Origin of the sequence: Prolixibacter denitrificans (genome assembly GCF_003014495.1) — a bacterium.
Classification (GTDB): Bacteria; Bacteroidota; Bacteroidia; order Bacteroidales; family Prolixibacteraceae; genus Prolixibacter; species Prolixibacter denitrificans.
This window is the reverse complement of sequence record NZ_PYGC01000003.1, coordinates 332,397-353,625: the sequence shown is the minus strand read 5'-3', so window position 1 is coordinate 353,625 and position 21,229 is coordinate 332,397. Positions and strand designations below refer to the sequence as shown.

General features: G+C 46.1%; 20 protein-coding genes. 10 read left to right on the top strand and 10 right to left on the bottom strand.

Annotated elements, in window-relative coordinates; genetic code table 11:
- Positions 1-54: 54 nt before the first annotated feature.
- Together CLV93_RS08375 and CLV93_RS08370 are read left to right on the top strand one after the other, a co-directional pair.
- A complete protein-coding gene (locus tag CLV93_RS08375; RefSeq protein WP_106541727.1) occupies positions 55-510 on the top strand; it encodes a hypothetical protein in 456 nt (151 codons plus the stop codon).
- A gap of 207 nt (positions 511-717) precedes the next feature.
- Positions 718-1,320 carry an NAD(P)H-dependent oxidoreductase gene (locus tag CLV93_RS08370; protein WP_106541726.1) on the top strand — a complete coding sequence of 201 codons (603 nt, stop codon included), beginning with the start codon at positions 718-720 and terminating at the stop codon, positions 1,318-1,320.
- Between the two features lie 34 nt (positions 1,321-1,354).
- Here CLV93_RS08370 and CLV93_RS08365 read toward each other — a convergent pair whose 3' ends face one another.
- From CLV93_RS08365 to CLV93_RS08355, 3 genes are read right to left on the bottom strand one after another with little or no spacing between them, the layout of a single operon-like run.
- On the bottom strand, positions 1,355-2,035 hold the full coding sequence (locus CLV93_RS08365; protein ID WP_211297781.1) for a DUF4159 domain-containing protein: 681 nt from the start codon (positions 2,033-2,035) through the stop codon (positions 1,355-1,357).
- Positions 2,036-2,037: 2 nt separating this feature from the next.
- On the bottom strand, positions 2,038-2,745 hold the full coding sequence (locus CLV93_RS08360; protein WP_106541725.1) for a 16S rRNA (uracil(1498)-N(3))-methyltransferase: 708 nt from the start codon (positions 2,743-2,745) through the stop codon (positions 2,038-2,040).
- A 31-nt stretch (positions 2,746-2,776) separates the two neighbouring features.
- Positions 2,777-3,274, bottom strand: a complete 498-nt coding sequence (locus CLV93_RS08355) for a SixA phosphatase family protein (protein ID WP_106541724.1) — start codon at positions 3,272-3,274, stop codon at positions 2,777-2,779.
- Between the two features lie 14 nt (positions 3,275-3,288).
- On the opposite strand from CLV93_RS08355, the gene CLV93_RS08350 reads away from it, so the two are divergent.
- The 3 genes from CLV93_RS08350 (at position 3,289) to CLV93_RS08340 (ending at position 4,882) form a co-directional block, all read left to right on the top strand.
- A complete protein-coding gene (locus CLV93_RS08350) occupies positions 3,289-3,501 on the top strand; it encodes a hypothetical protein (protein ID WP_106541723.1) in 213 nt (70 codons plus the stop codon).
- Between the two features lie 421 nt (positions 3,502-3,922).
- A complete protein-coding gene (locus CLV93_RS08345) occupies positions 3,923-4,339 on the top strand; it encodes a hypothetical protein (RefSeq protein WP_106541722.1) in 417 nt (138 codons plus the stop codon).
- A 33-nt stretch (positions 4,340-4,372) separates the two neighbouring features.
- Entirely contained in the window at positions 4,373-4,882 is a 510-nt protein-coding gene (locus tag CLV93_RS08340) for a metallophosphoesterase family protein (protein WP_106541721.1), read from the top strand.
- On the opposite strand, the gene prmA is transcribed toward CLV93_RS08340, so the two are convergent.
- From prmA to CLV93_RS08315, 5 genes are all read right to left on the bottom strand, one after another.
- A complete protein-coding gene (gene prmA, locus CLV93_RS08335; RefSeq protein WP_106541720.1) occupies positions 4,872-5,708 on the bottom strand; it encodes a 50S ribosomal protein L11 methyltransferase in 837 nt (278 codons plus the stop codon). The genes CLV93_RS08340 and prmA overlap by 11 nt on opposite strands.
- 50 nt (positions 5,709-5,758) lie before the next feature.
- The gene (locus tag CLV93_RS08330) at positions 5,759-8,476 is read right to left on the bottom strand and encodes a DUF5686 and carboxypeptidase regulatory-like domain-containing protein (RefSeq protein WP_106541719.1); all 2,718 of its coding nucleotides are present in this window, start codon (positions 8,474-8,476) and stop codon (positions 5,759-5,761) included.
- A 166-nt stretch (positions 8,477-8,642) separates the two neighbouring features.
- Complete coding sequence (tpiA, locus tag CLV93_RS08325) at positions 8,643-9,401, bottom strand: triose-phosphate isomerase (protein WP_106541718.1); 759 nt, start codon at positions 9,399-9,401, stop codon at positions 8,643-8,645.
- 100 nt (positions 9,402-9,501) lie between these two features.
- Positions 9,502-10,662 (bottom strand): BT_3928 family protein, encoded by a 1,161-nt coding sequence (locus CLV93_RS08320; protein WP_106541717.1) that lies wholly within the window; start codon positions 10,660-10,662, stop codon positions 9,502-9,504.
- Positions 10,659-11,201: a DUF1599 domain-containing protein gene (locus CLV93_RS08315; protein ID WP_106541716.1), complete on the bottom strand. Its 543-nt coding sequence runs from the start codon at positions 11,199-11,201 to the stop codon at positions 10,659-10,661. The genes CLV93_RS08320 and CLV93_RS08315 overlap by 4 nt, the downstream gene beginning before the upstream one ends.
- Before the next feature lie 144 nt (positions 11,202-11,345).
- Between CLV93_RS08315 and folP the strand changes: the two genes are divergently transcribed.
- From folP to CLV93_RS08295, 4 genes are all read left to right on the top strand, one after another.
- Positions 11,346-12,224: a dihydropteroate synthase gene (folP, locus tag CLV93_RS08310; protein WP_106541715.1), complete on the top strand. Its 879-nt coding sequence runs from the start codon at positions 11,346-11,348 to the stop codon at positions 12,222-12,224.
- Positions 12,221-13,003: a diadenylate cyclase CdaA gene (cdaA, locus tag CLV93_RS08305; protein WP_106541714.1), complete on the top strand. Its 783-nt coding sequence runs from the start codon at positions 12,221-12,223 to the stop codon at positions 13,001-13,003. Before folP ends, cdaA begins: the two co-directional genes overlap by 4 nt.
- Complete coding sequence (locus CLV93_RS08300) at positions 12,993-14,117, top strand: mechanosensitive ion channel family protein (protein ID WP_106541713.1); 1,125 nt, start codon at positions 12,993-12,995, stop codon at positions 14,115-14,117. Before cdaA ends, CLV93_RS08300 begins: the two co-directional genes overlap by 11 nt.
- A gap of 98 nt (positions 14,118-14,215) precedes the next feature.
- A complete protein-coding gene (locus tag CLV93_RS08295; protein WP_106541712.1) occupies positions 14,216-15,649 on the top strand; it encodes a glycoside hydrolase family 125 protein in 1,434 nt (477 codons plus the stop codon).
- Between the two features lie 347 nt (positions 15,650-15,996).
- Here CLV93_RS08295 and CLV93_RS08285 read toward each other — a convergent pair whose 3' ends face one another.
- The gene (locus tag CLV93_RS08285; protein ID WP_170108898.1) at positions 15,997-18,306 is read right to left on the bottom strand and encodes a penicillin-binding protein 1A; all 2,310 of its coding nucleotides are present in this window, start codon (positions 18,304-18,306) and stop codon (positions 15,997-15,999) included.
- Between the two features lie 365 nt (positions 18,307-18,671).
- Here CLV93_RS08285 and CLV93_RS08280 point away from each other — a divergent pair, with 365 nt between their 5' ends.
- The gene (locus tag CLV93_RS08280; protein WP_106541709.1) at positions 18,672-19,538 is read left to right on the top strand and encodes a TIGR01777 family oxidoreductase; all 867 of its coding nucleotides are present in this window, start codon (positions 18,672-18,674) and stop codon (positions 19,536-19,538) included.
- 51 nt (positions 19,539-19,589) lie between these two features.
- Here the strand turns inward: CLV93_RS08280 and pckA are convergent, their stop codons facing one another.
- Complete coding sequence (gene pckA / locus CLV93_RS08275; protein ID WP_106541708.1) at positions 19,590-21,209, bottom strand: phosphoenolpyruvate carboxykinase (ATP); 1,620 nt, start codon at positions 21,207-21,209, stop codon at positions 19,590-19,592.
- Between the last annotated feature and the right edge of the window lie 20 nt (positions 21,210-21,229).

Here is a 21,229-nt window from a genome sequence, read left to right as displayed (position 1 = left end):
TAGGCTGGTCAAACGGACAAAAAATAAAAGATTAAAAAAATAGGAGATAACGTCATGAAAACACAAGTAACAAACTCAGCAAAAAAGGTCATCGTAACCTTCATGATAGTTCTGACAGTAAGCGTAATGAACATCGCTAACGCTCAGGGAATCTCTGGGTTCACCGCCATGCTTTCGCCGGTCAATGCCATTACAGGTACAGGTGTTGAAAAAATGACTGCCCTAGTCAACAACGAGATAAACGATAGCGAACTGCAAGTAGAAGACTGGATGAGCAGCGATAACTACTGGAGAGTAAATGAACAGGACGGACAACTGCAAGTAGAAGATTGGATGAGTAATGAGAATTACTGGGGAGTTAAGGAACAAGCTGATTTTTCCGACAGCCCTCTGACAGTTGAAAACTGGATGTCATCCGATACGTACTGGACCGGTGGACATCAGGAAAAAGACGACAATCTGGCTATCGAAAGCTGGATGGCATCGAACGAGTACTGGGGAGTTAAATAACGAGAATTTCCAACGCAAATAGTTCATAATTAGGTTTAGTTGCATTATGCATAGTTTTTCCGAGTGAAGGCTGCACCGTGAGGTTGCAGCTTTTCTTGTTTGTTAACTCAAATTTACCTTTCGCGATTCAGCTTGGATGCGTGCAGGGCATTCGTTACTTTTGTCGGTTAATTAGATTAAATAAAAATAGAATCGATAGTTCGCGTAATGAATCATTTAATTATATACGCCCATCCCAATCCAAATTCACTAAGCCATGCATACCTGGAAGTGATGAAGGAACAAACCCGGGCGAACCACCACGATGTCATTGTCAGAGATTTATACCAAATGCACTTCAAACCGGTTGATTATGCTGCCGATTTTGAAAAATCGCGTAAAGGCGAGTACCCTGAAGAGGTTTTAACGGAACAGGAATATTTGCGAAAAGCTGATTTGATTAGCTTGATTTATCCGGTTTGGTGGGGGAGCATGCCGGCCATCATGAAGGGATATTTCGATCGCGTATTTACTCGTGGTTTTGCATTCGATTATCATCCTGAAAAAGGGTTGTTAAAATTACTGGAAGGCAAAAAAGCGCTGGTTGTAAATAATATGGGGGACTCGCGGAAACATGCCGATGCCAGTGGCATGACCGACTCCATTCTGAATTTCATTCGTTCTGGTGTGTTTGGATTTTGCGGGATTGAAACAGTGGAGCATTTGCTTTTTGGAAATGCGACAACCCGTGACAAAACGGTGCGAATAGGTTACATCGAAGAAGTCCGGAAAACCATATCGAAGCATTTGCCCGTAGAGGCAACGTTTTAAAATCATCGCCAGGCTTCCCGTCTGGCTTTTTTATTTACGGATGGTCGAATACGTAAGAAATAATATTGGCGCCCATCTGCAGCGCTTTTTCCCTAAGCGACCATGGATCGTGATGAACAGCCGGATTTTCCCAACCATCTCCTAAATCGCATTCGTAGGTATAAAAGAAAACCAATCGGCCCTTGTAGAAAATACCAAATCCCTGTGGCGGTTTCCCGTCGTGCTCATGAATTTTGGGTAGTCCATTCGGGAAATCGTATTTCTGATGGTAAATAGGATGTGAAAACGGCAGCTCGACCAGTTCGCTTTCCGGAAAAACTTTCTTTATTTCTCTGCGGATATACTTGTCCATTCCGTAATTGTCGTCTGCATGGAGAAATCCTCCTGAGGTCAGGTATTTTCGCAAGTTTTTGACTTCAGCATCCGTAAAAAAAACGTTCCCATGTCCCGTCATATCCAAAAACGGGTAATTGAAAATCTCCGGACTACCCACGTCAACAGTTGCCGGCTCCGGGTCGATGTTGGTACCAATGTTTTTATTGCAATATTGAATAAGGTCGCCCAGCGAGGTTGGATTGGCATACCAGTCGCCGCCACCACCATACTTCAGCAAGGCAATCTTCACCGATGTTTTCGATTGAGCATTGGCTGAAACGGCCAACGTGATAAACACCATGAGTCCCCAAATGCTTCTGTATATTCTTTGCCACTTCATGGTCATCTCAACTCGTTGATGAGGTTAACGGTATGGCAGGCTACTACTCCTGCCGTTTCGGTCCGCAATCTCGATTCTCCCAGCGAAACCGGCTGAAAACCGTTATCCAGCGCTAGCTTTATTTCTTCTGGAGAAAAATCACCTTCCGGACCAATCAGGATTAATGCATCTTTCCCTTTCGGGAGAATATGGCTGAACAGTTTTCGTTCGGTTGGTTCGCAGTGAGCAATATACTTCTCGCCATCAAATTCCTGAGAAATAAAATCCTTGAAGCTGGTCATTTCATTCAAAACCGGCCGGTAAGCTTTCAGCGATTGCTTCATTGCCGAAGTGATAATGTTTTCCAGTCTCGCAGGCTTAATACTTTTCCGTTCGGAATAGCGGCACAAAAGCGGTGTGATTTCATCAATTCCAATTTCGGTCGATTTCTCCAGGAACCATTCAAAACGGTCGATGCTTTTGGTCGGGCCGATGGCAATGTGTAGCCGAAAGTCGCGTTTACCCACTTCGTGCTGTGCATCGGTCACTTCAACCTGGCAGGCTTTTGGATGAGCATGACTGATAACTGCTTCGAAAAAACTTCCCTTACCATCCACCAACTGGATTTTATCGCCCTCTTTCAGACGAAGAACCCGGACACAATGCTTCGACTCGGTTTCATCCAATGTATATTGATTTCCGTTTATATCGGGGGTATAGAAAAGATGCATAATCACGCGGAATTGTTATTCTGCGACAAACTTAACGAAACATTTTTGGATATTTATAGAAAGCCTGTTCTCCGCTGCGAGGTTCGATATCGGCCCACGATTGTACCTCAAAGCGAATGGCAACAGCACCGGCTGTAGGAAGAATGCGGCCAAAATACTCGAGCATCCGGTCGGCCAGAATCGTTTGCGTCGGGTTGTGTCCGAAAACCAAAACACAATCGGATGTTTCCGGTACTTTCGCCAGCATCTCCAAAAATTCGGTCGTGGTTAATCCATCGTAAAGGTCTTCTTCCTCCCGGATGGCTTCCTCGGGATAGCCCAAAACGGAGGCAAAAAAAGTCGCAGTTTGTTTTGCTCTGTTCGCCGGGCTCGATATAAAATGAAGTGGCTGCGGGAGCATCGGTTTGATTTCTTCGGCGATTCTGGTGGCATCCACTTCTCCGCGTGTTGTCAAATCACGCCTGTAATCGGGTTTTGGCTCATCGGTATGTTCGGCTTTTCCGTGACGGACAAGAACAACTAATTTCATGAGATATCATTTTAATGAGAAGCAGAATATCCCGCAGAACGGAATATTTCTCTGTTGTTTTCATCAATAATAAGGGAAAACCGGGAGGAATTCAAGTGTTAGAGAAGATTGTTGGCCCCGCTTACAGAGCAACCGCCATCTGCGACGACGTCTTTTTTCCCTTGCGTGAAGCTTCTGCGAACGGCAGATGGTTCCAGACCGGGCGCGGAGAAAACTACAATCTGTAGTTCGTTTACTTTGCTTTGCAGGGAGCAGCTACAATCTGTAGTTCGTTCACTTTGCGTTGAAGGGAGCAAGTACAATCTGTATTTCGTTCATTTTACGTTCAGGGAAGCAACTACAAATTGTATTTCGTTCTCTTTACGTTACGGGAAACAACTACAAAATGTCGTTTATTCCCGGTAGGACGTAGCGAAACAGTGCGGCAGCCGTTTCTTTCGGGACGGATGTTTTTTAATTTAATCAGGAAAAGAAATTTCTCCTGCGGAATAAACGGTTGCCGGATTATCCTCGTTTTGTGCACAATAAGTGGTGAATAGGACCTGCTGCATATCTGGAGAAAGTTAACCGGCTGATAATTTGACTAATGGAATTTTGCGGAAATTTCAATAATAAGTTAAATTAGTGAAAACCAAAGCTTGCAGCTAATTGATACGTTTACTAATCCTTTTTATCGGTATCTGTGTTGCTTTCGCCTCCCCTTCAGATGCAACCACGCAGGCATCGCTGGGCGAAACAGCAAAGGGTGTGGCTCTGAAAGCTTCGGGAAACTTAGACAACGGGGTCATGTACCGGATTCAAATTTGTGCCCTGCGAAAACCGGTAAAGGATGCACGTATCTTAACACGGAGAACCCAAGTGCCCGGTCCCTTTTATATCAGCCGTAGCGATGGATTTAACCGCTATGCTGTTGGCCGTTTTTTTAGTTTTGAAGATGCCATGCGCTACCGTGCTTATCTCATCGATAAAGGCGTCGATAAATTCATCTTCGTAGTAGCCTTCTATGAAGGACAACAACTTACCGCCGGTCCGGATATAACGTCTTCTTCATTTTCAAAGCCGTAAATCTAGCACTATCTTTACGCGCAAATTTTTCTCATGAAACGAATCGGTCTGCTATCGGATACGCATGGATATATGGATGATGCCATTCTGAATCATTTTTCGGAATGTGATGAAATATGGCATGCAGGCGACATCGGTAACCTGGAAGTGGTTGATAGGCTAGCTGGCTTAAAGCCATTGCGGGCGGTCTACGGAAATATCGACGGCAATCAAATCAGGCAGGAATATCCGTTGCACCAGCGGTTTATGTGCGAAAAAATGGATGTCTGGATGACGCACATTGGCGGTTATCCCGGAAGGTACGAACGATACGTGACACCGGAAATCTACCACCATCCGCCGAAATTATTCATCTCCGGTCACTCCCATATACTGAAAGTCATCAATGATCCCAAGCTCGGTTTGTTGCACATCAACCCCGGAGCTGCCGGAGTGCAGGGATTTCATCAGGTGCGAACCCTGGTGCGCTTTTCAATCGAAGGTGCCCGTATTTTCGATTTGGAGGTAGTGGAAATGGGACGTCGCGGAAATTTTAGCGAATAAATCGGGCAGCCACCCAGTTGTTCCGTTCCTCGTATCCGGCAGGTTTTAGTCCTACTTCTTCCGCTTTCGCGGAAATGGCCGGCAAATCTTCGCGATAGAATCCGCTCACGATAATTTCAGCATCTTTACACATCACGGAGGCATATACCGGTAAATCCTGAAGCAGAATATTCCGCTGAATGTTCGCGTAAATCACATCGAATTTTTCTTTGCCAAGAAGACCGGCATCGCCCTGTGCTACGTCGATATTCGTTACGTTGTTGATTTCGGCATTTTCGAGTGTGTTTTTGTATGACCACTCATCGATATCGATGGCTTTAACCATATCAGCACCTCGCATGGAGGCCAAAATGCCCAGAATGCCGGTTCCGCATCCCATATCGAGTACTTGTTTGCCTTGCAAATCCTGTTGCAGAATTGCCGAAATCATGAGGTAAGTGGTTTCATGATTACCGGTACCGAAGGCCATGCGCGGATCAATCACAATTTCATATTCAGCCTTCGGTGTATCTTTGTGGAATGGAGCTCTGATCAGACAACGATTTTCTACCAGCAAGGGCTGAAAATAATTTTTTTCCCACACCTCATTCCAGTTTTGGTCGGGAATGATTTCGGTTTGAAACCGCACTTTAAACAATGGATTGTTGACCAGACTCTCATCGTGCAGCAACTCTTCACGGTAGGCGGAGGAAGGGATGAATGCTTCAACCGCATCATCAGTCTCGCTGAAACTTTCGAAGCCCAGTTCGCCCAATTGAGCCGTTAATATTTCACGGTTGGTTTCGGAATCCGGTTCCGGAAAACAACTGACTTTGGTGTATTCCATTGTGATAAAATTTAGCTGTCAAAGATGCGAATTTCGTTGGAATAACGGTATTAATAAATGCGAATCACCAAGTTCATGCCGATGCGGCTGTAATGCCAGTCGTCGAATCCTGCAAACACGCCGATATTTCCGTTGAATAATACTTCAATTAACGAGTAACCAACTTCGGTATATTGAGGGTGATTAGGCATTTTGTAATAGCCTGCCCATACCAGTTCGCGCCATAGTGTATTACTGATTCCCGGTAGGTATTTCAATAAAATATAGGGTGCTTTGTACGAAACGTGTGCTTCGACAAATCGATCATCTGTCCTCAGTTCATAATAGCCCGGAGTAAAGAATCCGTGCCTGAATTCCTTGAACAGTACCGGCGAGGGCTGGCTGTTGGTTTGCGAGAAATCGGCGAAATGGATGTGCTCGTTATTCGGGAACCAACCTCCCCGGATTTCATACGTGAAGCTGGTAGCCGAATTTAGATGGATACCTTGCGTAAGTCCTGCCTCAAGGTAATCGAAATCGGCCGTACTGTTGAACAACCCTTTGATACCTTTATTGTACTGGAACCAGAATGTTGGGAAATCGGAATGGGCCATCTCTTTCACGCCATCTTTTACCCGGTAATAATAGCGTGGCGTGTACTCGATTTTCAGTTTCAGCACCGTGTTGATTTGGCTATTCAGATTTGCATCAGTTACCACGTGATTGTGCGGAAGATTGTTCATGTAATCAACATCGGTTCTGAAAAAGGAGTAATTAGTGGAGTTCTCCAACCGGCGCCGGTCATTCCAGCTGAATCCGGTGTAAAAGACCAAGCCATTGGCCATATCTATCCGGTTACGGAAATCGATATAACGGTTTTCGTAATAACGGGCGTAGTTTTCTTTGGCAAAAAGCGAAGCTACCGCGTTGATAAACGGATCGACCGCATAAAGGCTGTTAAAGTCTTCAGTTTTCCGGCCAAAATCAAGATTAGCGATGGCGCGATGCATGGGAGCATACGTCAAGGCCGTTTTCCCTCCCCATAAAACAGCCTTTCGGTTGATGGCCCACGTTCCCCAGGGAGTGAACCAAAATGCATGACCCGGTCGTCCGGTTTTATTCAGAGTAATTTCCTGGTGAATTTTCCATCCGTCGACTGCGTTAAAACCGACCGATTTCAGGTTGAGGATTCCCGGATAGGAGACATGAAAGCTGGTATCGCGGTTCGTCCATCGTTTGCCGGTGAAAAGCGGGCCGAGATATCCAGAAAGCAACTTATTACCGTTTTTTGATGACCCAAATAATTTTTTCCGGGGAGAATTTTCCAATGAGTCACGTTTCTCAAAACTCTCTTTTTCGTTTTCGGTCAACGGAATCGGCCTGATTTCGTTCCAGTACGAGGAATCTTTATCGGCGGCTCCTGAAACGATTACCTTCTGATTTTTATCTTTTAACTCGAGCGATTGTTCTTCATCGTCATTGGCAATTTTCGCTTCCCGTGACATCAGGCGTGAAAGCTTGTTCATGTCGCGGTTGGTGATATTCTCCTTGTTGAGGATTTCTGCCATTTTTGCCACACGCTTTCCGTCTTTTACTTCGTGTCCCAACGGCTCATTTTTCGTTTCTTCGACCGAATCTTCTTTGTCCGTTTCGGGTTTGGCTTCCGTTTTGGATTCGGCTTCGGCTTTAGCTTTTTCAGCGAACTGCGGCATCGTATTTATCGGGTTGACAGCAATGAGCCGCGGATTCAAAACAACGTCGCGATATTTTACCGAACCGCCGAAATGGACGCTGCCTTTTACACCCAAAACGCCGCCTTCGAAAGCATAATTGTGACCTACCGGCATCCATACTCCCGGCTTCACTTCGTCGAAGACCTGACGGACATTCACTTCGCCGAAAGGCGTATCGAAATTCAAATCGGCGCTGTGCAGGCACCACAAGCCATCGATGATGTATATATACCCGGAAAAAAGCTGTTTACTTCGTCTTCGCGGAATGACTTTAATTTTGTCGATGGTATAAACGCCTTCGTAACTAAATCCTTCGTAAACGTATTTGTAATGGTTAAAGGCGTTGCGTCCCAATGGCGAAATCAGGATATCGATATTATCATCGTACAGGCTGGCAGCAAAGAATTTCATGACCGGAAAATCGACAATATCCGGAAAGGTCGAATTGACCGACTTAATCACCTGTTTATAATGGTCGGGTGCATCGAAGGTAATGGTGCTGTATGTTTCGTCGACGAATGTGTCGCCCGACTTCACTTCCACTTTTTGTTTGCGCAGTTGATTGCGGATAATTCGCGATACCTTTTGAAAATGGACAGTACCTCTCAGGTAAACATCGGCTTTGTATGATTCGACCTGATTTTTATGGAAGTTGGACAGCCCGATAACATGTCGCATAATCGAATAGGCCGGATCTTCGCCATTGCCGTAAACCCTGATTTCTCTGAGTTGATGAACCTGGTCGACCATGGTGATATCTTTTGTAACCGACTTCGTGTTGACCTTCACTTTGATATTTTGCGGCGCATATCCCAGGCTTCTGTATATAACGGTATAGGTTCCTTCCGGCACATCGATGCCGTATTTCCCATTGACATTGCTGGTCGTTCCCTGCGAAAGCTCCTTGATAAAAACGGTAGCATAGGGAATAGGCGCTCCTTTCTCGTCGGTGATTTTTCCTTTCAGTTGTTGTGAATTAGCTATATCTGGCAGAAAAAGAATAACCGAGAAAAGAAGCAGACGAGTGAATGTTGGTATGAAAACAGGTTTGCTCATAAGGTCATATATCTACTTAGATGCAATTTAATAGCTATTCGTTGAATAATAACAATTCTTTAGCCAAAATGCTCATAAAATAAAAAAGGTGACCGAAACATATGTTTCAATCACCTTTTTATCTTGAAGAAAAATCAGTTACGACAATTATCGCAGCTGTTATTTCTTAATATGCATTGATAATTCCGAGGAATTCTTCAGCTTTCAGCGAAGCACCGCCAATCAAACCACCGTCGATGTCAGGCTGAGAGAAGAGTTCAGGAGCGTTGCTTGCTTTGCATGAACCACCGTAAAGGATGGAAATTTCTTCAGCAATATCTTTACCGAATTTGTCAGCAATCAGGCTGCGGATGAAAGCCAGCATATCCTGTGCCTGCTCGGTTGAAGCCGTTTTTCCGGTACCGATAGCCCAGATAGGTTCGTAAGCGATAACCAGTTTTTTGAATTCGTCAACCGGAAGTTGGAAGACGGTTTCGTCCAGCTGTTTCTTCACGAAATCGTTCTGCGTTTCAGCTTCGCGGATTTCCAGCGGCTCACCGCAGCAATAAATCGGAGTCAAACCGTTTTCCAGTGTCAGCGCTACTTTTTTGTTGAGGATTTCGCTGGTTTCGTTGTAATATTCACGACGCTCAGAGTGTCCAAGAATCACGTAAGTTGCACCCGTTGATTTAACCATTTCGGCAGAAACTTCACCCGTGAAGGCACCTTTAGCTTCGGCTGCGCAGTTTTGTGCAGAGACGCCAACGCGGCTGGCATCAACACTTTCAACTACTTTGGTAAGATGGGTAAAGGGAGTTCCCAATACAACTACGACATCTTTATCACCTTTGCTAACGACCAGTTCGTTAACAGCTTTGGCCAGTTCAACACCTTCTTGCAGGGTGGTATTACATTTCCAGTTTCCGGCTACAATCTTCTTTCTCATTGTGGTTTTATTTAAAATGATGAATGGTTGCTATTCAAGTTATTAAACTTGCAGACAAAGATAAAAACATCCCACCGAAGTTGAAAATACCTGAAACGGCTTAGTTCTTATTTAACTTTTTATTCATTTCCGGTAGAATATCTTCCCGGAAAGCAGTAGAATCGGGGATGTCGTTATAGTGCCATTTGCCCAGAATGGTTCCTTTGTACGTTAGGATGAGTCCCGGGTTGGAACGAATCATGGTTTTGAGGGTAATTTCATCGGTTGAGAGGAACGGATATGAAGCCCCGGTTTCCCCGATAAAAGACTGTTGTTCGCTTTCCAGCGAAGCGGTGAGGCAAATAAAGTTGTATCCTTTTGCCTCCGCCCATTTGGACAGTGCATTGATGCGTTCCTGATTTTGGGTCGACGATTTTTGCAGGTCGTAGGCTACCAGCATAAAAGTATAGTTGTCGTCTTTCAGGAAATAATCGGTTACGTCGTCGCCTTGTGGCGTTTGAATAGAAAAATCGTGAATGGGCGGAACATATCCTCTTTTCACGAGAACCGGCTGGTCCATCGATTGAAATTCCCATGTAAGAGAATCGCGCCACGGAATATTTTTCTCCGAGAACTTTTTGACTTCACCGGTCTTTTTATTCTTGTAGTAGAAGTTGTTTTCGTATACATCATGGGGCGCATCGGGCGGGATTTCCATGGCTTTCGAAATATTTACGCCCACTTTGTACGGTCTGAAATCGATAATCGGCAAGTGATTGTACGACCAGGTGACCAATACAATGTATACGAAGATAAGGCCGGAAAAAATTATCCGGCCCGGTTTTCTTTTTACCGGGTGGTCAGCTTTCCGCCTTCCGGCGAAGAGAATAATCGCCAGAGTGATAAGGACAATATTTTTATAAAACGTTTGCCAGTTGGTTATCACCAATGCATCGCCGAAACAGCCGCAATCGGTTACCGGGTTGGTTAACGCCAGGTAAAGGGTCAGCGGCGTGAAAAAGCTCATAAAAATGAGCGCCAGCCAGGAGAAAAAGCGGAGAAATCTTCCGCTCAAAAGTCCAACTCCGATGGCAAATTCAGCAAACGAAAGAATAAAAGAGAGTGGTAGTGCTAGGGGAACCAGGAAATCGAGATGGAAAGCGTAAAAGTAATCGGTGATTTTATACGTTCCGCCCCACGGATCGATTCCTTTGACGAAGCCTGAAAAAATAAAAACCAGGCCGACCAGGATTCTACTGATATTGCGGAGCCACTTCATCATTCTTCGCCAAATTCGAGTTTCACCATCGCAAAGATGGCATAGTTAATAATGTCGAGGTAGTTGGCTTCAATGCCTTCCGATACCAGTGTTTTTCCCTTGTTGTCTTCAATCTGCTTGGTTCGTTTCAGTTTCATCAGGATGAGATCGGTAAACGAACTGATGCGCATCTGTCGCCAGGCTTCACCGTAATCGTGATTTTTGTCGAGCATCAGCGTTTTGGCTTTTTCGAGGTTCTCCAAAAACATCCGTTCAGTAATATCGGCCGGCAGCTCTTCTTCCGAGGGGCCGAGTTCGAGCTGGATAAGCGCCATGGAGCAGTAGTTGATGATGCCAATGAATTCGGCGCGTTCATCTTCATTGATTTTGGAAACTCCTTTCTCCTCGATGCTTCGGATGCGTTGTGCTTTGATGTAAATCTGGTCCGTCATGGAACGGGGACGCAGAATACGCCATGCGGTTCCGTAATCGCGCATCTTCTTGACAAACAAATCGTGGCAAATGCTGATAATATGATCGAATTGCTGAGCCGTCTTCTCCATAGTTTCCTGTTGAAATGAACCATAAAAGTATAAAAATATGAAAATCGGCGTGCCAATTTATTTTTACTTTTGTAGAAAGGTGCTCCGAACCTGCGTCTGCTTTTGTGGAAAGCGTTTAGGAAACACCGTTTGAAAAGAAATTCTATGCTGTTTACGCGTAAAAAAGAACCATTCTATTCCCGGAAGAAAACCATCACACTCGATGGGCGGTTGATTGAAATCGATCATCCGATGGTCATGGGCATTCTGAATGTAACGCCCGATTCCTTTTTCGATGGCGGGAAATATGTGAGTCACAGAGCTATCCTGAAAAGGGCGGAGAAGATACTGGAAGAAGGAGGCGAAATTATCGACATTGGCGCTTATTCGACGCGTCCCGGTGCGATGGATGTACCAGCGCCCGAAGAAGCCAGCAAGCTGAAATCAGCCGTCGGCCTGGTTCGTAAAGAATTTCCGGACGCCATCATTTCCATCGATACATTTCGGGCTTCGGTGGCTCGTGAGGTTATCACTGAAGAAGGGCCATGCATTATCAACGATATTTCCGGCGGAACCATGGATGACAAGATGTTTGAAACGTTAGCCGAATTGGGCGTTCCGTACATTATGATGCACATTCAGGGAACTCCGCAAACCATGCAAAAAAATCCGCATTACGACGATGTGGTACAGGAAATTCTAATGTTTTTTGCCGAAAGGGTTCAGCAACTAAAACTACTGGGAGTAAAAGACGTTATATTAGATCCCGGATTTGGCTTCGGAAAATCGATCGATCATAATTTTGATCTGATGAACCGGCTCGATTCTTTCGGATTGTTTCAGTTCCCGCTTTTGGTGGGCGTCTCGCGTAAGTCGATGATTTGGAAATATCTCGGAACATCAGCGGAAGAGAGCCTGAATGCAACGACAGTGTTGAATACCCTGGCGCTGATGGGCGGAGCTGATATCCTGCGGGTACACGATGTGAAGGAAGCGGTGGAAACCATAAAAATTTACAGCAAGCTGAAAAGCATGGTCAAATGACTGAGTTATTCATTACCATACGATTTCTCGATTTTCTGGATGTGTTGCTGGTAGCCTATCTGCTTTATCAACTGTATATGTTGATAAGGGGAACAGTCGCTTTCAACATTTTCATGGGAATATTCATTGTTTACCTCGTTTGGCTCGTGGTGAAGGCGTTGAATATGGAGCTGGTCAGTACCATCCTGGGACAGTTGTTCGGCGTTGGAGTGCTGGCCCTGATTGTGGTCTTTCAGCAGGAAATTCGTAAATTCTTACTGTTGTTGGGAAGTCGTTACCAGGCAAATAATAAACTGTCGTTCGAAAATCTTTTTCCGCAACATTTCAAGTCGACCACCGAGTCGAGTCTTCGTGCCATTGTGGATGCTTGTCAGGATATGTCGCGCACCAAGACCGGTGCATTGATTGTTATTGCGCGGAGTACCGAGCTACGAGAGTTTGCCGAAACGGGCGAGATCATCGATGCCGGTATCACAGCGGAGTTGCTGAAAAGTATCTTTTATAAGAATGCGCCATTGCACGACGGAGCCGTCATTATTGTCGGAAACCGGATTAGGGCTGCGCGTTGTATTCTTCCTGTTTCGGCAAAGAAGAACTTGCGTCCATCGCTGGGATTGAGGCACCGGGCCGCGATGGGAATGTCGGAACAGACCGATGCTTATGTGGTGACGGTGAGCGAAGAAACCGGCCGTATTTCTGTGGCACACAACGGACAGCTGGAAGAAAACCTGACAGTAGATAATCTCTTCAAAAAATTGGAGGAAAATCATGCAGCCTGACCACAAACTGAACTTATGGGAGTTGCTCAATTACTCCATCTTCACTTATGGTAGTTTGAAGATTTCCATCCTGCGCATCGCCATTGTCGTGTTGATTCTGGCCGGTGCTTATTTCATTTTCCGGTTTTTCCGCAAATGGATGATGCATTTGTCGATTGCTGAAAAGCTGGGGATGAAACGGTGGCGTTCTTTTCTTCGCATCATTCGTTTGATCTTTTTCCTTGGAGCCATCTTGGGGTCGCTGAGTATGCTGGGCTTCAGGATTAAACAGGTACTGGCCTTTCAGCTTTTCGAGACCGACAAGATTAAATTTACCGTTACTCATCTGCTGATTGTTCTTGCAATTCTGTTTATCACCCGGTTTATACTGAACCTGATAGAGTACCATTTCGACAACAAGATAAAACAGAAGCGGTTCGACCGGGGGCGTGGGCGGTCCATTTACACCATCGTTCAGTACCTTGTCTGGTTCATGGCCATCCTGCTTTCACTTCAGGCACTCGGATTGAAATTGACGTTTGTTGTCGCCTCTTCGGCGGCGTTTCTGGCAGGTATTGGATTTGGTCTGCAAAATATCTTCAGCGATTTCGTATCCGGGCTCATCATTTTGTTCGATCGCTCACTGGAAGTTTATGATATCGTTGAGTTGACAGACGGAACAGTGGGGCAGGTGCTCGAGATCAATCTTCGTGCGTCGAAAATTTTAACCCGCAATAACCAGGTACTGATTGTACCGAATTCGAAATTTACTCACGATACCATCGTCAACTGGAGCCATAACGAAGCGAATACCCGTTTCCAGGTGAGTGTGGGGGTGGCTTATGGTTCCGACGTTAGGTTGGTGGAAAGACTACTGCTCGAGGCAGCTAACGGGCACGACGACATCAGTGCCAATCCCAAACCTTTTGTTCGCTTCAACGATTTTGGCAACTCATCACTCGATTTTCAGCTCTACTTTTGGACGGCTAACAGTTTTTACGTCGAAAACCTGAAGAGTGAACTGCGCTTTGCTATCGACGATTTGTTCCGCCAGAATAACGTGAATATTCCGTTCCCGCAGCGCGATGTCCATTTCAAAAATCCCATCATTATTCGCAACGAACCTTCCGAGTAGTTCGCTTTGCCAATATTTTTCAGCATTCCTTTCACAAATTTTTGGAGATATGGGCGGTTCTTGAATATTTTAGGAACCGTAAACCAAATATCAGAACAATGAAAAATCGTCGCGAATTTGTGAAAACATGCGGAGCTATCGGGGTCGGACTCACCGCACCGTCCATCTCCTTTGGGAATACAGCTGTCGCTGAATATCCTTCGAAGCGTCCGGCGCCGGCTGAGCGCAATTTTACCAGCGAAGCAGTCGAACGGGTCATCGAAGAGATGAACGGGAAAATCAAGGACCCGAAGCTAGCCTGGATGTTTTCCAACTGTTTCCCGAATACCATCGATACCACGGTTAGCTACCGGGAAAAAAACGGCAAGCCGGATACTTTTGTGATTACCGGAGATATTCACGCCATGTGGTTGCGCGATTCGTCAGCACAGGTTTGGCCTTATCTTCCGTTGATTAACGAAGATAAGAAGCTGAAAAACATGGTGGCAGGGCTGATTAACCGCCAGGCCGGGTGTATCCTGATTGACCCGTACGCCAATGCGTTTAACGACGGGAAAGGTCACAGCGAGTGGATGACTGACAAAACGGACATGAAACCCGAGCTGCACGAGCGCAAATGGGAAATTGATTCGCTCTGTTATCCCATCCGGCTCAGCTATCATTACTGGAAACACTCTGGTGATGCATCGCCTTTTGGTGACGAGTGGAAGAAGGCGATGGAACAGGTGGTGAAAACCTTCCGGGTTCAGCAGCGAAAAGAGGGACGTGGTCCATACTATTTCATGCGGAAAACATTTATCTCGACCGATACCATGCCCGGGCGTGGATGGGGAAATCCCATTCGTCCGAACGGATTGATTTGTTCCGGTTTCCGTCCGTCTGATGATGCAACCACCTACCTTTTCCTGGTACCTTCCAACTATTTCGCGATGGTTTCGCTTCGCCAACTGGCCGAAATGAGCAAAGCAATTTATCACGATAACGCTTTCGCTGAAAAGTGTACCGCTTTCGCGGATGAAGTGGAGCAGGCATTGAAAGAGCATGCTGTATTCGAGCACGAAAAGCATGGCAAAATTTTGTCGTTCGAAGTGGATGGTTTCGGTAATACCAACTTTATGGATGATGCCAATGTCCCTAGTTTGCTGGCGCTTCCTTACCTGGAAGCTTTCAAACCAGATGATCCGTTGTATCACCGTACCCGGAATTTTGTGCTGAGCGAGGACAATCCGTGGTTCTGGAAGGGAAAAGCGGCCGAAGGTATTGGTGGACCTCACGTGGGCTTGCACTACGTTTGGCCTATGGCGATTATCATGCGGGCTATGACCAGCAACGATAAAGAAGAGATTGCACATTGCATTAAAATGCTGCGCAACACCGATGCCGGCACCGGCTTTATGCACGAAAGCTTTAATAAGGATAATCCGGAAGATTTCACACGTAAGTGGTTTGCCTGGGCTAACACACTATTTGGTGAGCTACTGATGAAAGTCGATAAAGAACATCCGGAGTTGCTCAAACGAAATTATGCCTGATTGGAGGCTTGATGGAAGAGTTTTAAAAGGATGTCATCCGGCGATCGGGCGACATCCTTCTTTCGTTTTTATTGAGAAAGTGTAGTGTGGCAGCAAAATGTCGCGTGACTTTTCCTTCCCCGGGGAGCCGGGCACCAAAATGTTGCATGACTTTTCTTTCCCCGGGGAGCCGGGCACCAAAATGTTGCATGACTTTTCTTTCCCTGGGGAGCCGGGCATCAAAATGTTGCGTGACTCTCCCATCACCTGAAGCGCCGGCATGAAAAATACACGCGTATTTTTAGCCCCCTGAAGCCAGGGCATGAGAGATGCACGCGTATTTCTCTTTCCGCCGTGCTGTAACAGCTTTAATTCTTCTTGCGGAAAGCATTTCGGATTTTTTCCCAAATGCTGGAATGCTTTTTCTCCTGGTCGGCGGGCGACTGCGTACTGTCTTCCTGTTGTTGCAATTGCGCGTTGTCTTTTTGAGTCTTGTCTTTATGGCGACCGAATAACCAACCAAAGTCGATGAATTTCTTTCGCGGAAGCTCATCGCGGTAGTGCGGAATATCAAGCGAGGCCAGTAAACGCTGGTCGTCTCCCATATCGAAACTGTGATAACGGAGTGAAGCAAAAGAGCGGTCGGCATAGAGTTTATGGAAGAAATCTCCGACAACGGGCAAGGCCATCCGTGCTCCCTGTCCGTAATATAACGTGCGGAAATGAACGGCCGGATCTTCGGCTCCAACCCAGCAGCCTGTCACCAAGTCGGGCGTGTAACCAATGAACCAACCATCGGCGTGGTTTTGCGTGGTTCCGGTCTTTCCGGCAAAGTCGCCACGGATGCCAAACCGGGTGCGAATGGCACGGCCTGTACCACTGTCGACAACGGCTTCCAGGTAATGGGTCATGATGTGAGCCGTCTGCGCGGAAATAACCTGTTCCTCATCGGAATCTTCGTCCTGGTGGAATGTTTTCAGCACATGACCTTTCGAGTCTTCCACCCGAAGTAGGTAATAGGGTTTTACACTTTTCCCGCCATTGGCAAATGGTGCGTAAGCAGTGACCATTTCCTCCAGCGGAATGTCGGCCACACCCAAAGCGAGCGAAGGAACTTCGGGCAGATCGACGTCGATGCCCATTCGGTGCGCCAGTCGAACTGCGTTTGCCATTCCGGCATCGAGCAATACCTGTACCGATACGGTATTGATGGATTCACTCAACGCTCCCTCTAGCGAATAATAGCCGCCGTATTCATCCTCGGCATTGTGCGGTGTCCAGTCATCATATTCCGGATAGGTAACCTCTTCGTTGGCGTAGTATTTATCCGGCTCAACTCCGTTTTCCAACGCCGCAGCATACACAATCGGCTTGAAGGTAGAGCCTACCTGCCGGCTGGCGGTCACCTGGTCGTACTGGTAAAAGCGGAAGTCGTTGCCGCCTATCCATACCTTAACGGCTCCGTCTTTCGGCGAAAGGGCCAGAAAAGCACTCCGCAGGGTACGCAGTGAATGTTTCACCGAGTCGATAGGCGTCATTTCAACCGTTTTAATATCGCCCCAGCTAAACACTTTCATCGGTATTAATTCATGAAAGGCTGCACTGATTTCTTTTTCTGTTTTTCCGGCATCTTTCATGCGGATATATCGGTCGGAGCGCTGCACCGCTCTTTTCAATACCTCCTCATCATGTCCCCAGGGCTGCCGGTTATGCCAATGCTTGTCGAATATGTCCTGCAGACTCTTCATCTGTTCCTGCATCGCCTTTTCGGCATACTCCTGCATCTTGTAATTGACGGTTGTATAAATCTTCAGACCATCGGTATATAAATCATACGGGTCACCGTTGGGTTTGGTCACATGGCTGCACCAATCTTCCATCTCCAACCGGATGCGTTCGCGGAGATACGCTGCCGGCCCGGTGTTGTATACCAGATAATTGTAGTGAAGGGTCAGCGGTGTTTCCTGATATTCTTTGCCTTCAGCTTCCGACAGATAATTGTTTTTCACCATCAGGCTGATGACGAGATCGCGGCGCTCTTTCGATCTTTTGGGATGAAGACGTGGATTGTAAGCATTGCTGGCTTTTAGTGTTCCCACGAGTGTTGCCGCTTCCGGAACTGTTAAATCAGCAGGCTTCTTATCGAAGAAACGTTCCGATGCAGTTTCGATTCCGTACGTATTTTCACTGAACGGAACGGTATTGAGATATAGCGTCAGAATTTCGTTTTTGGTGTAAATCTTCTCCAAACGGTAAGCAATGATGGCTTCCCGCAATTTGTTGACCGGCATGGAAAGTGGCCCGTAGTTATCGCGACCGAAAATATTTTTGGCGATTTGCTGCGAAAGGGTGGAGCCGCCGCCAGCACTCCGGTCCTGCAACAAAATGGACTTGACAAAGACCCGCAGCAAAGCCCATTCGTCGATTCCGCGATGTTCATAAAAACGGGCATCCTCGGTGGCCACCAGCGCATGAATAACGTTTGGTGAAATTTGGTCAAAAGATACATTACTTCGGTTCTGGATGTAATAGCGTCCCAGGAGATGTCCATCAGAAGAATATACTTCCGAAGCTACTGGATTTTTGACGTCTTTTAACTCCTGCGTCGTCGGTAGCGGCCCGAAAGCACCGATGTAAACCAAAACAAAAAGGGCTCCCAGCAGAAAGATTCCAAACATCGAGATATTGAGCGCCCATCGCCAAACTCTTTGCTTTGTAATTTGTTTGGGAATATGAAATCTACTGTTCTTTTTAACAGGTATACGTTTTCTTTTTCCGCGTGTGGAGGATGTATTCTTTTTCTTGACCATAAATCTGTCTTTGTCCGATACAAAATAAAGTTGTTTTAGCGAAAACAGGTAATTTTATTGTAAAGAGTTTTCCTTATGCCCGGACAGATTTAAAATGACGCGATTCTTTCCGGTTTTCGGAATTATTTTCTTTTGAACCTTTTTAGCGAAAAGTGATATCGGCGCTACCCATGAAGCAGGTTGCCACCGAAACCAAATAAATATTATAAACCTAAACAGAAAAATACATCAGAATGAAAATTGCCATATCAGGAAGTACAGGATTCATTGGCGGAGCATTGCGCGAGGCATTTGTTAGCTCCGGCATTGAAGTGGTTCCGTTGCTAAGAGCTGATTTTAAGCGCGGCGAGAACTATCTCGTGCAGCTTTTAACCGGCGTCGACGGAATTATCAACCTGGCTGGTGCTCCCATCGTGAAGCGCTGGACACAGGCCTACAAGCAGGAAATTATGGAGAGCCGGATTAAGGTGACCCGTCAGCTGGTTGGCGCATTAAAAGCGATGTCTACTGATGATCGGCCGGAGATGTTCTTATCGGCTTCGGCTATCGGTATCTACGCTAACTCGGGCACGCACGATGAAGAGGTGTTTGAATACGGACACGATTTTCTGGGAGAAGTAGCTACGCGATGGGAAGGTGCGGCATCGGAAGTGGAAGCGTTGGGTGTTCGGTTGGTGATTATGCGGATGGGGCTCGTTCTTGGAAAAGATGGCGGCATGTTCGGAAGATTATTGCCCATTTTCAGAATGGGACTTGGCGGCACTGTGGCCAGTGGAAAACAAGGCTTTTCCTTTATCCATCTGGACGATGTAGTGGGCGCAGTTCAGTTTCTTTTGGCCAAAAAAGAATTAAAAGGGGTGTTCAATTTTACAGCTCCTTATCCGGTGAATAATGAAACATTTACCCGAAAGTTGGCCCGGAAGTTGGGAAGGCCTTCGTTTATGGCGGTTCCAGCATTTGCGCTAAAATTAGTGTTCTCAGAAGGAGCAACAGCACTCAGTCATGGTCCTACTGTTCTACCCCGAAAATTATCGGAAGCCGGGTACAAGTTCCAATTTCCGGATATCGATTCGGCACTTGACGATTTGATTAAGCCATAAAAAATCCCGGAAAACTCAATTTCCCGGGATTTGTATGTAAAGAAGTGGATATTAAATTTTCGAATGTTCGAGTTGTGGACCGGCAGCAACCAATGCTTTTCCTTCTTCGTTGTCGGTATATTTCTCGAAGTTCTTGATGAAACGCTCAGCCAGGTCTTTGGCTTTGTTTTCCCATTCCGCTGCATCAGCGTACGTATTACGCGGATCAAGGATGTTGGTGTCAACATTTTCTAGCGCAATTGGAACTTCCAGATTGAAGATCGGAACCATTTTAGTTTCTGCTTTTTCAATCGAGCCGTCCAAAATGCGGTCAATAATCGCACGGGTATCTTTGATTGAGATACGTTTTCCGGTTCCGTTCCATCCGGTATTTACCAGGTAAGCTTCAGCACCGGCAGCTTCCATCCGTTTTACCAACTCCTGACCGTATTTGGTCGGGTGAAGAGACAGGAAAGCCTCACCAAAACAAGCAGAGAACGTAGGCTGAGGTGAAGTAACACCACGCTCAGTTCCGGCCAGTTTTGCCGTAAATCCTGAAAGGAAGTGATATTTGGTTTGCTCTTTTGTCAATTTAGAGACAGGAGGCAATACACCAAATGCATCAGCCGTCAGGAAGATAACTTTCTTCGCATGCCCTGCTTTCGATACCGGTTTTACGATATTTTCGATGTGATAGATCGGATAAGAAACACGGGTGTTTTCAGTTACCGAACCATCATTGAAATCAACTTTGCCATTTTCGTCAACTGTAACGTTTTCGAGAAGTGCATCGCGCCTGATGGCATTGAAAATATCAGGCTCGCTATCTTTATCCAAACGGATAGTTTTTGCATAGCAACCGCCTTCGAAGTTAAATACACCCTGGTCGTCCCATCCGTGCTCATCGTCACCAATCAACTGGCGTTTCGGGTCAGTTGATAGTGTGGTTTTACCGGTTCCGGAAAGACCGAAGAAAATAGCGGTATCGCCATCTTTACCAACGTTGGCCGAGCAGTGCATCGCAGCAATACCACGGAGAGGCAGGTAGTAGTTCATCATGGCGAACATACCTTTCTTCATTTCACCACCATACCAGGTACCACCAATTACCTGCATTTTTTCAGTCAGGTTGAATACGGTGAATACATCAGAGTTCAATCCCTGCTCTTTCCAGTTGGGGTTGGTCGCTTTCGAGCCGTTTAACACGACAAAGTCAGGTTCACCGTAGTTGGCCAGTTCCTCCTCTGTGGGGCGAATGAACATATTTTTTACAAAATGCGCCTGCCATGCAACTTCCGTAATGAAACGGATTTTCATGCGGGTATCTTCGTTGGCTCCGCTGTAGGTATCCATTACGAAGAGACGCTTGCCTGAAAGTTGGTCAGTAACAACTTCTTTCAGTTGCTTCCATACATTGGGTGAAATCGGTTTATTGTCGTTAGGAGAGTGTGCAGTTGTCCACCACATCGTATTTTCGGTGGTTTCATCCTTGACGATGTACTTGTCCTTGGGCGAACGTCCGGTGAAAACACCTGTCATTACATTCACTGCACCTAATTCAGTTACAACACCTTTCTCATAACCATCCAGACCAGGTTTAGTTTCTTCTTCGAACAGCTGCTCATAAGAAGGGTTGTAGACGATCTCTGTTACGTTGTCAATTCCGTAAACAGACAAATCTAAATTTTTCATAATGAGATAATTTGATAAAG

Excerpts from the sequence above, each read along its gene's own strand:
- CLV93_RS08375 (WP_106541727.1), top strand. The coding sequence starts at position 55 with ATGAAAACACAAGTAACAAACTCAGCAAAAAAGGTCATCGTAACCTTC.
- CLV93_RS08370 (WP_106541726.1), top strand. The coding sequence starts at position 718 with ATGAATCATTTAATTATATACGCCCATCCCAATCCAAATTCACTAAGC.
- CLV93_RS08365 (WP_211297781.1), bottom strand. The coding sequence starts at position 2,035 with ATGAAGTGGCAAAGAATATACAGAAGCATTTGGGGACTCATGGTGTTT.
- CLV93_RS08360 (WP_106541725.1), bottom strand. The coding sequence starts at position 2,745 with ATGCATCTTTTCTATACCCCCGATATAAACGGAAATCAATATACATTG.
- CLV93_RS08355 (WP_106541724.1), bottom strand. The coding sequence starts at position 3,274 with ATGAAATTAGTTGTTCTTGTCCGTCACGGAAAAGCCGAACATACCGAT.
- CLV93_RS08350 (WP_106541723.1), top strand. The coding sequence starts at position 3,289 with ATGAGAAGCAGAATATCCCGCAGAACGGAATATTTCTCTGTTGTTTTC.
- CLV93_RS08340 (WP_106541721.1), top strand. The coding sequence starts at position 4,373 with ATGAAACGAATCGGTCTGCTATCGGATACGCATGGATATATGGATGAT.
- prmA (WP_106541720.1), bottom strand. The coding sequence starts at position 5,708 with ATGGAATACACCAAAGTCAGTTGTTTTCCGGAACCGGATTCCGAAACC.
- CLV93_RS08330 (WP_106541719.1), bottom strand. The coding sequence starts at position 8,476 with ATGAGCAAACCTGTTTTCATACCAACATTCACTCGTCTGCTTCTTTTC.
- tpiA (WP_106541718.1), bottom strand. The coding sequence starts at position 9,401 with ATGAGAAAGAAGATTGTAGCCGGAAACTGGAAATGTAATACCACCCTG.
- CLV93_RS08320 (WP_106541717.1), bottom strand. The coding sequence starts at position 10,662 with ATGATGAAGTGGCTCCGCAATATCAGTAGAATCCTGGTCGGCCTGGTT.
- CLV93_RS08315 (WP_106541716.1), bottom strand. The coding sequence starts at position 11,201 with ATGGAGAAGACGGCTCAGCAATTCGATCATATTATCAGCATTTGCCAC.
- folP (WP_106541715.1), top strand. The coding sequence starts at position 11,346 with ATGCTGTTTACGCGTAAAAAAGAACCATTCTATTCCCGGAAGAAAACC.
- cdaA (WP_106541714.1), top strand. The coding sequence starts at position 12,221 with ATGACTGAGTTATTCATTACCATACGATTTCTCGATTTTCTGGATGTG.
- CLV93_RS08300 (WP_106541713.1), top strand. The coding sequence starts at position 12,993 with ATGCAGCCTGACCACAAACTGAACTTATGGGAGTTGCTCAATTACTCC.
- CLV93_RS08295 (WP_106541712.1), top strand. The coding sequence starts at position 14,216 with ATGAAAAATCGTCGCGAATTTGTGAAAACATGCGGAGCTATCGGGGTC.
- CLV93_RS08285 (WP_170108898.1), bottom strand. The coding sequence starts at position 18,306 with ATGTTTGGAATCTTTCTGCTGGGAGCCCTTTTTGTTTTGGTTTACATC.
- CLV93_RS08280 (WP_106541709.1), top strand. The coding sequence starts at position 18,672 with ATGAAAATTGCCATATCAGGAAGTACAGGATTCATTGGCGGAGCATTG.
- pckA (WP_106541708.1), bottom strand. The coding sequence starts at position 21,209 with ATGAAAAATTTAGATTTGTCTGTTTACGGAATTGACAACGTAACAGAG.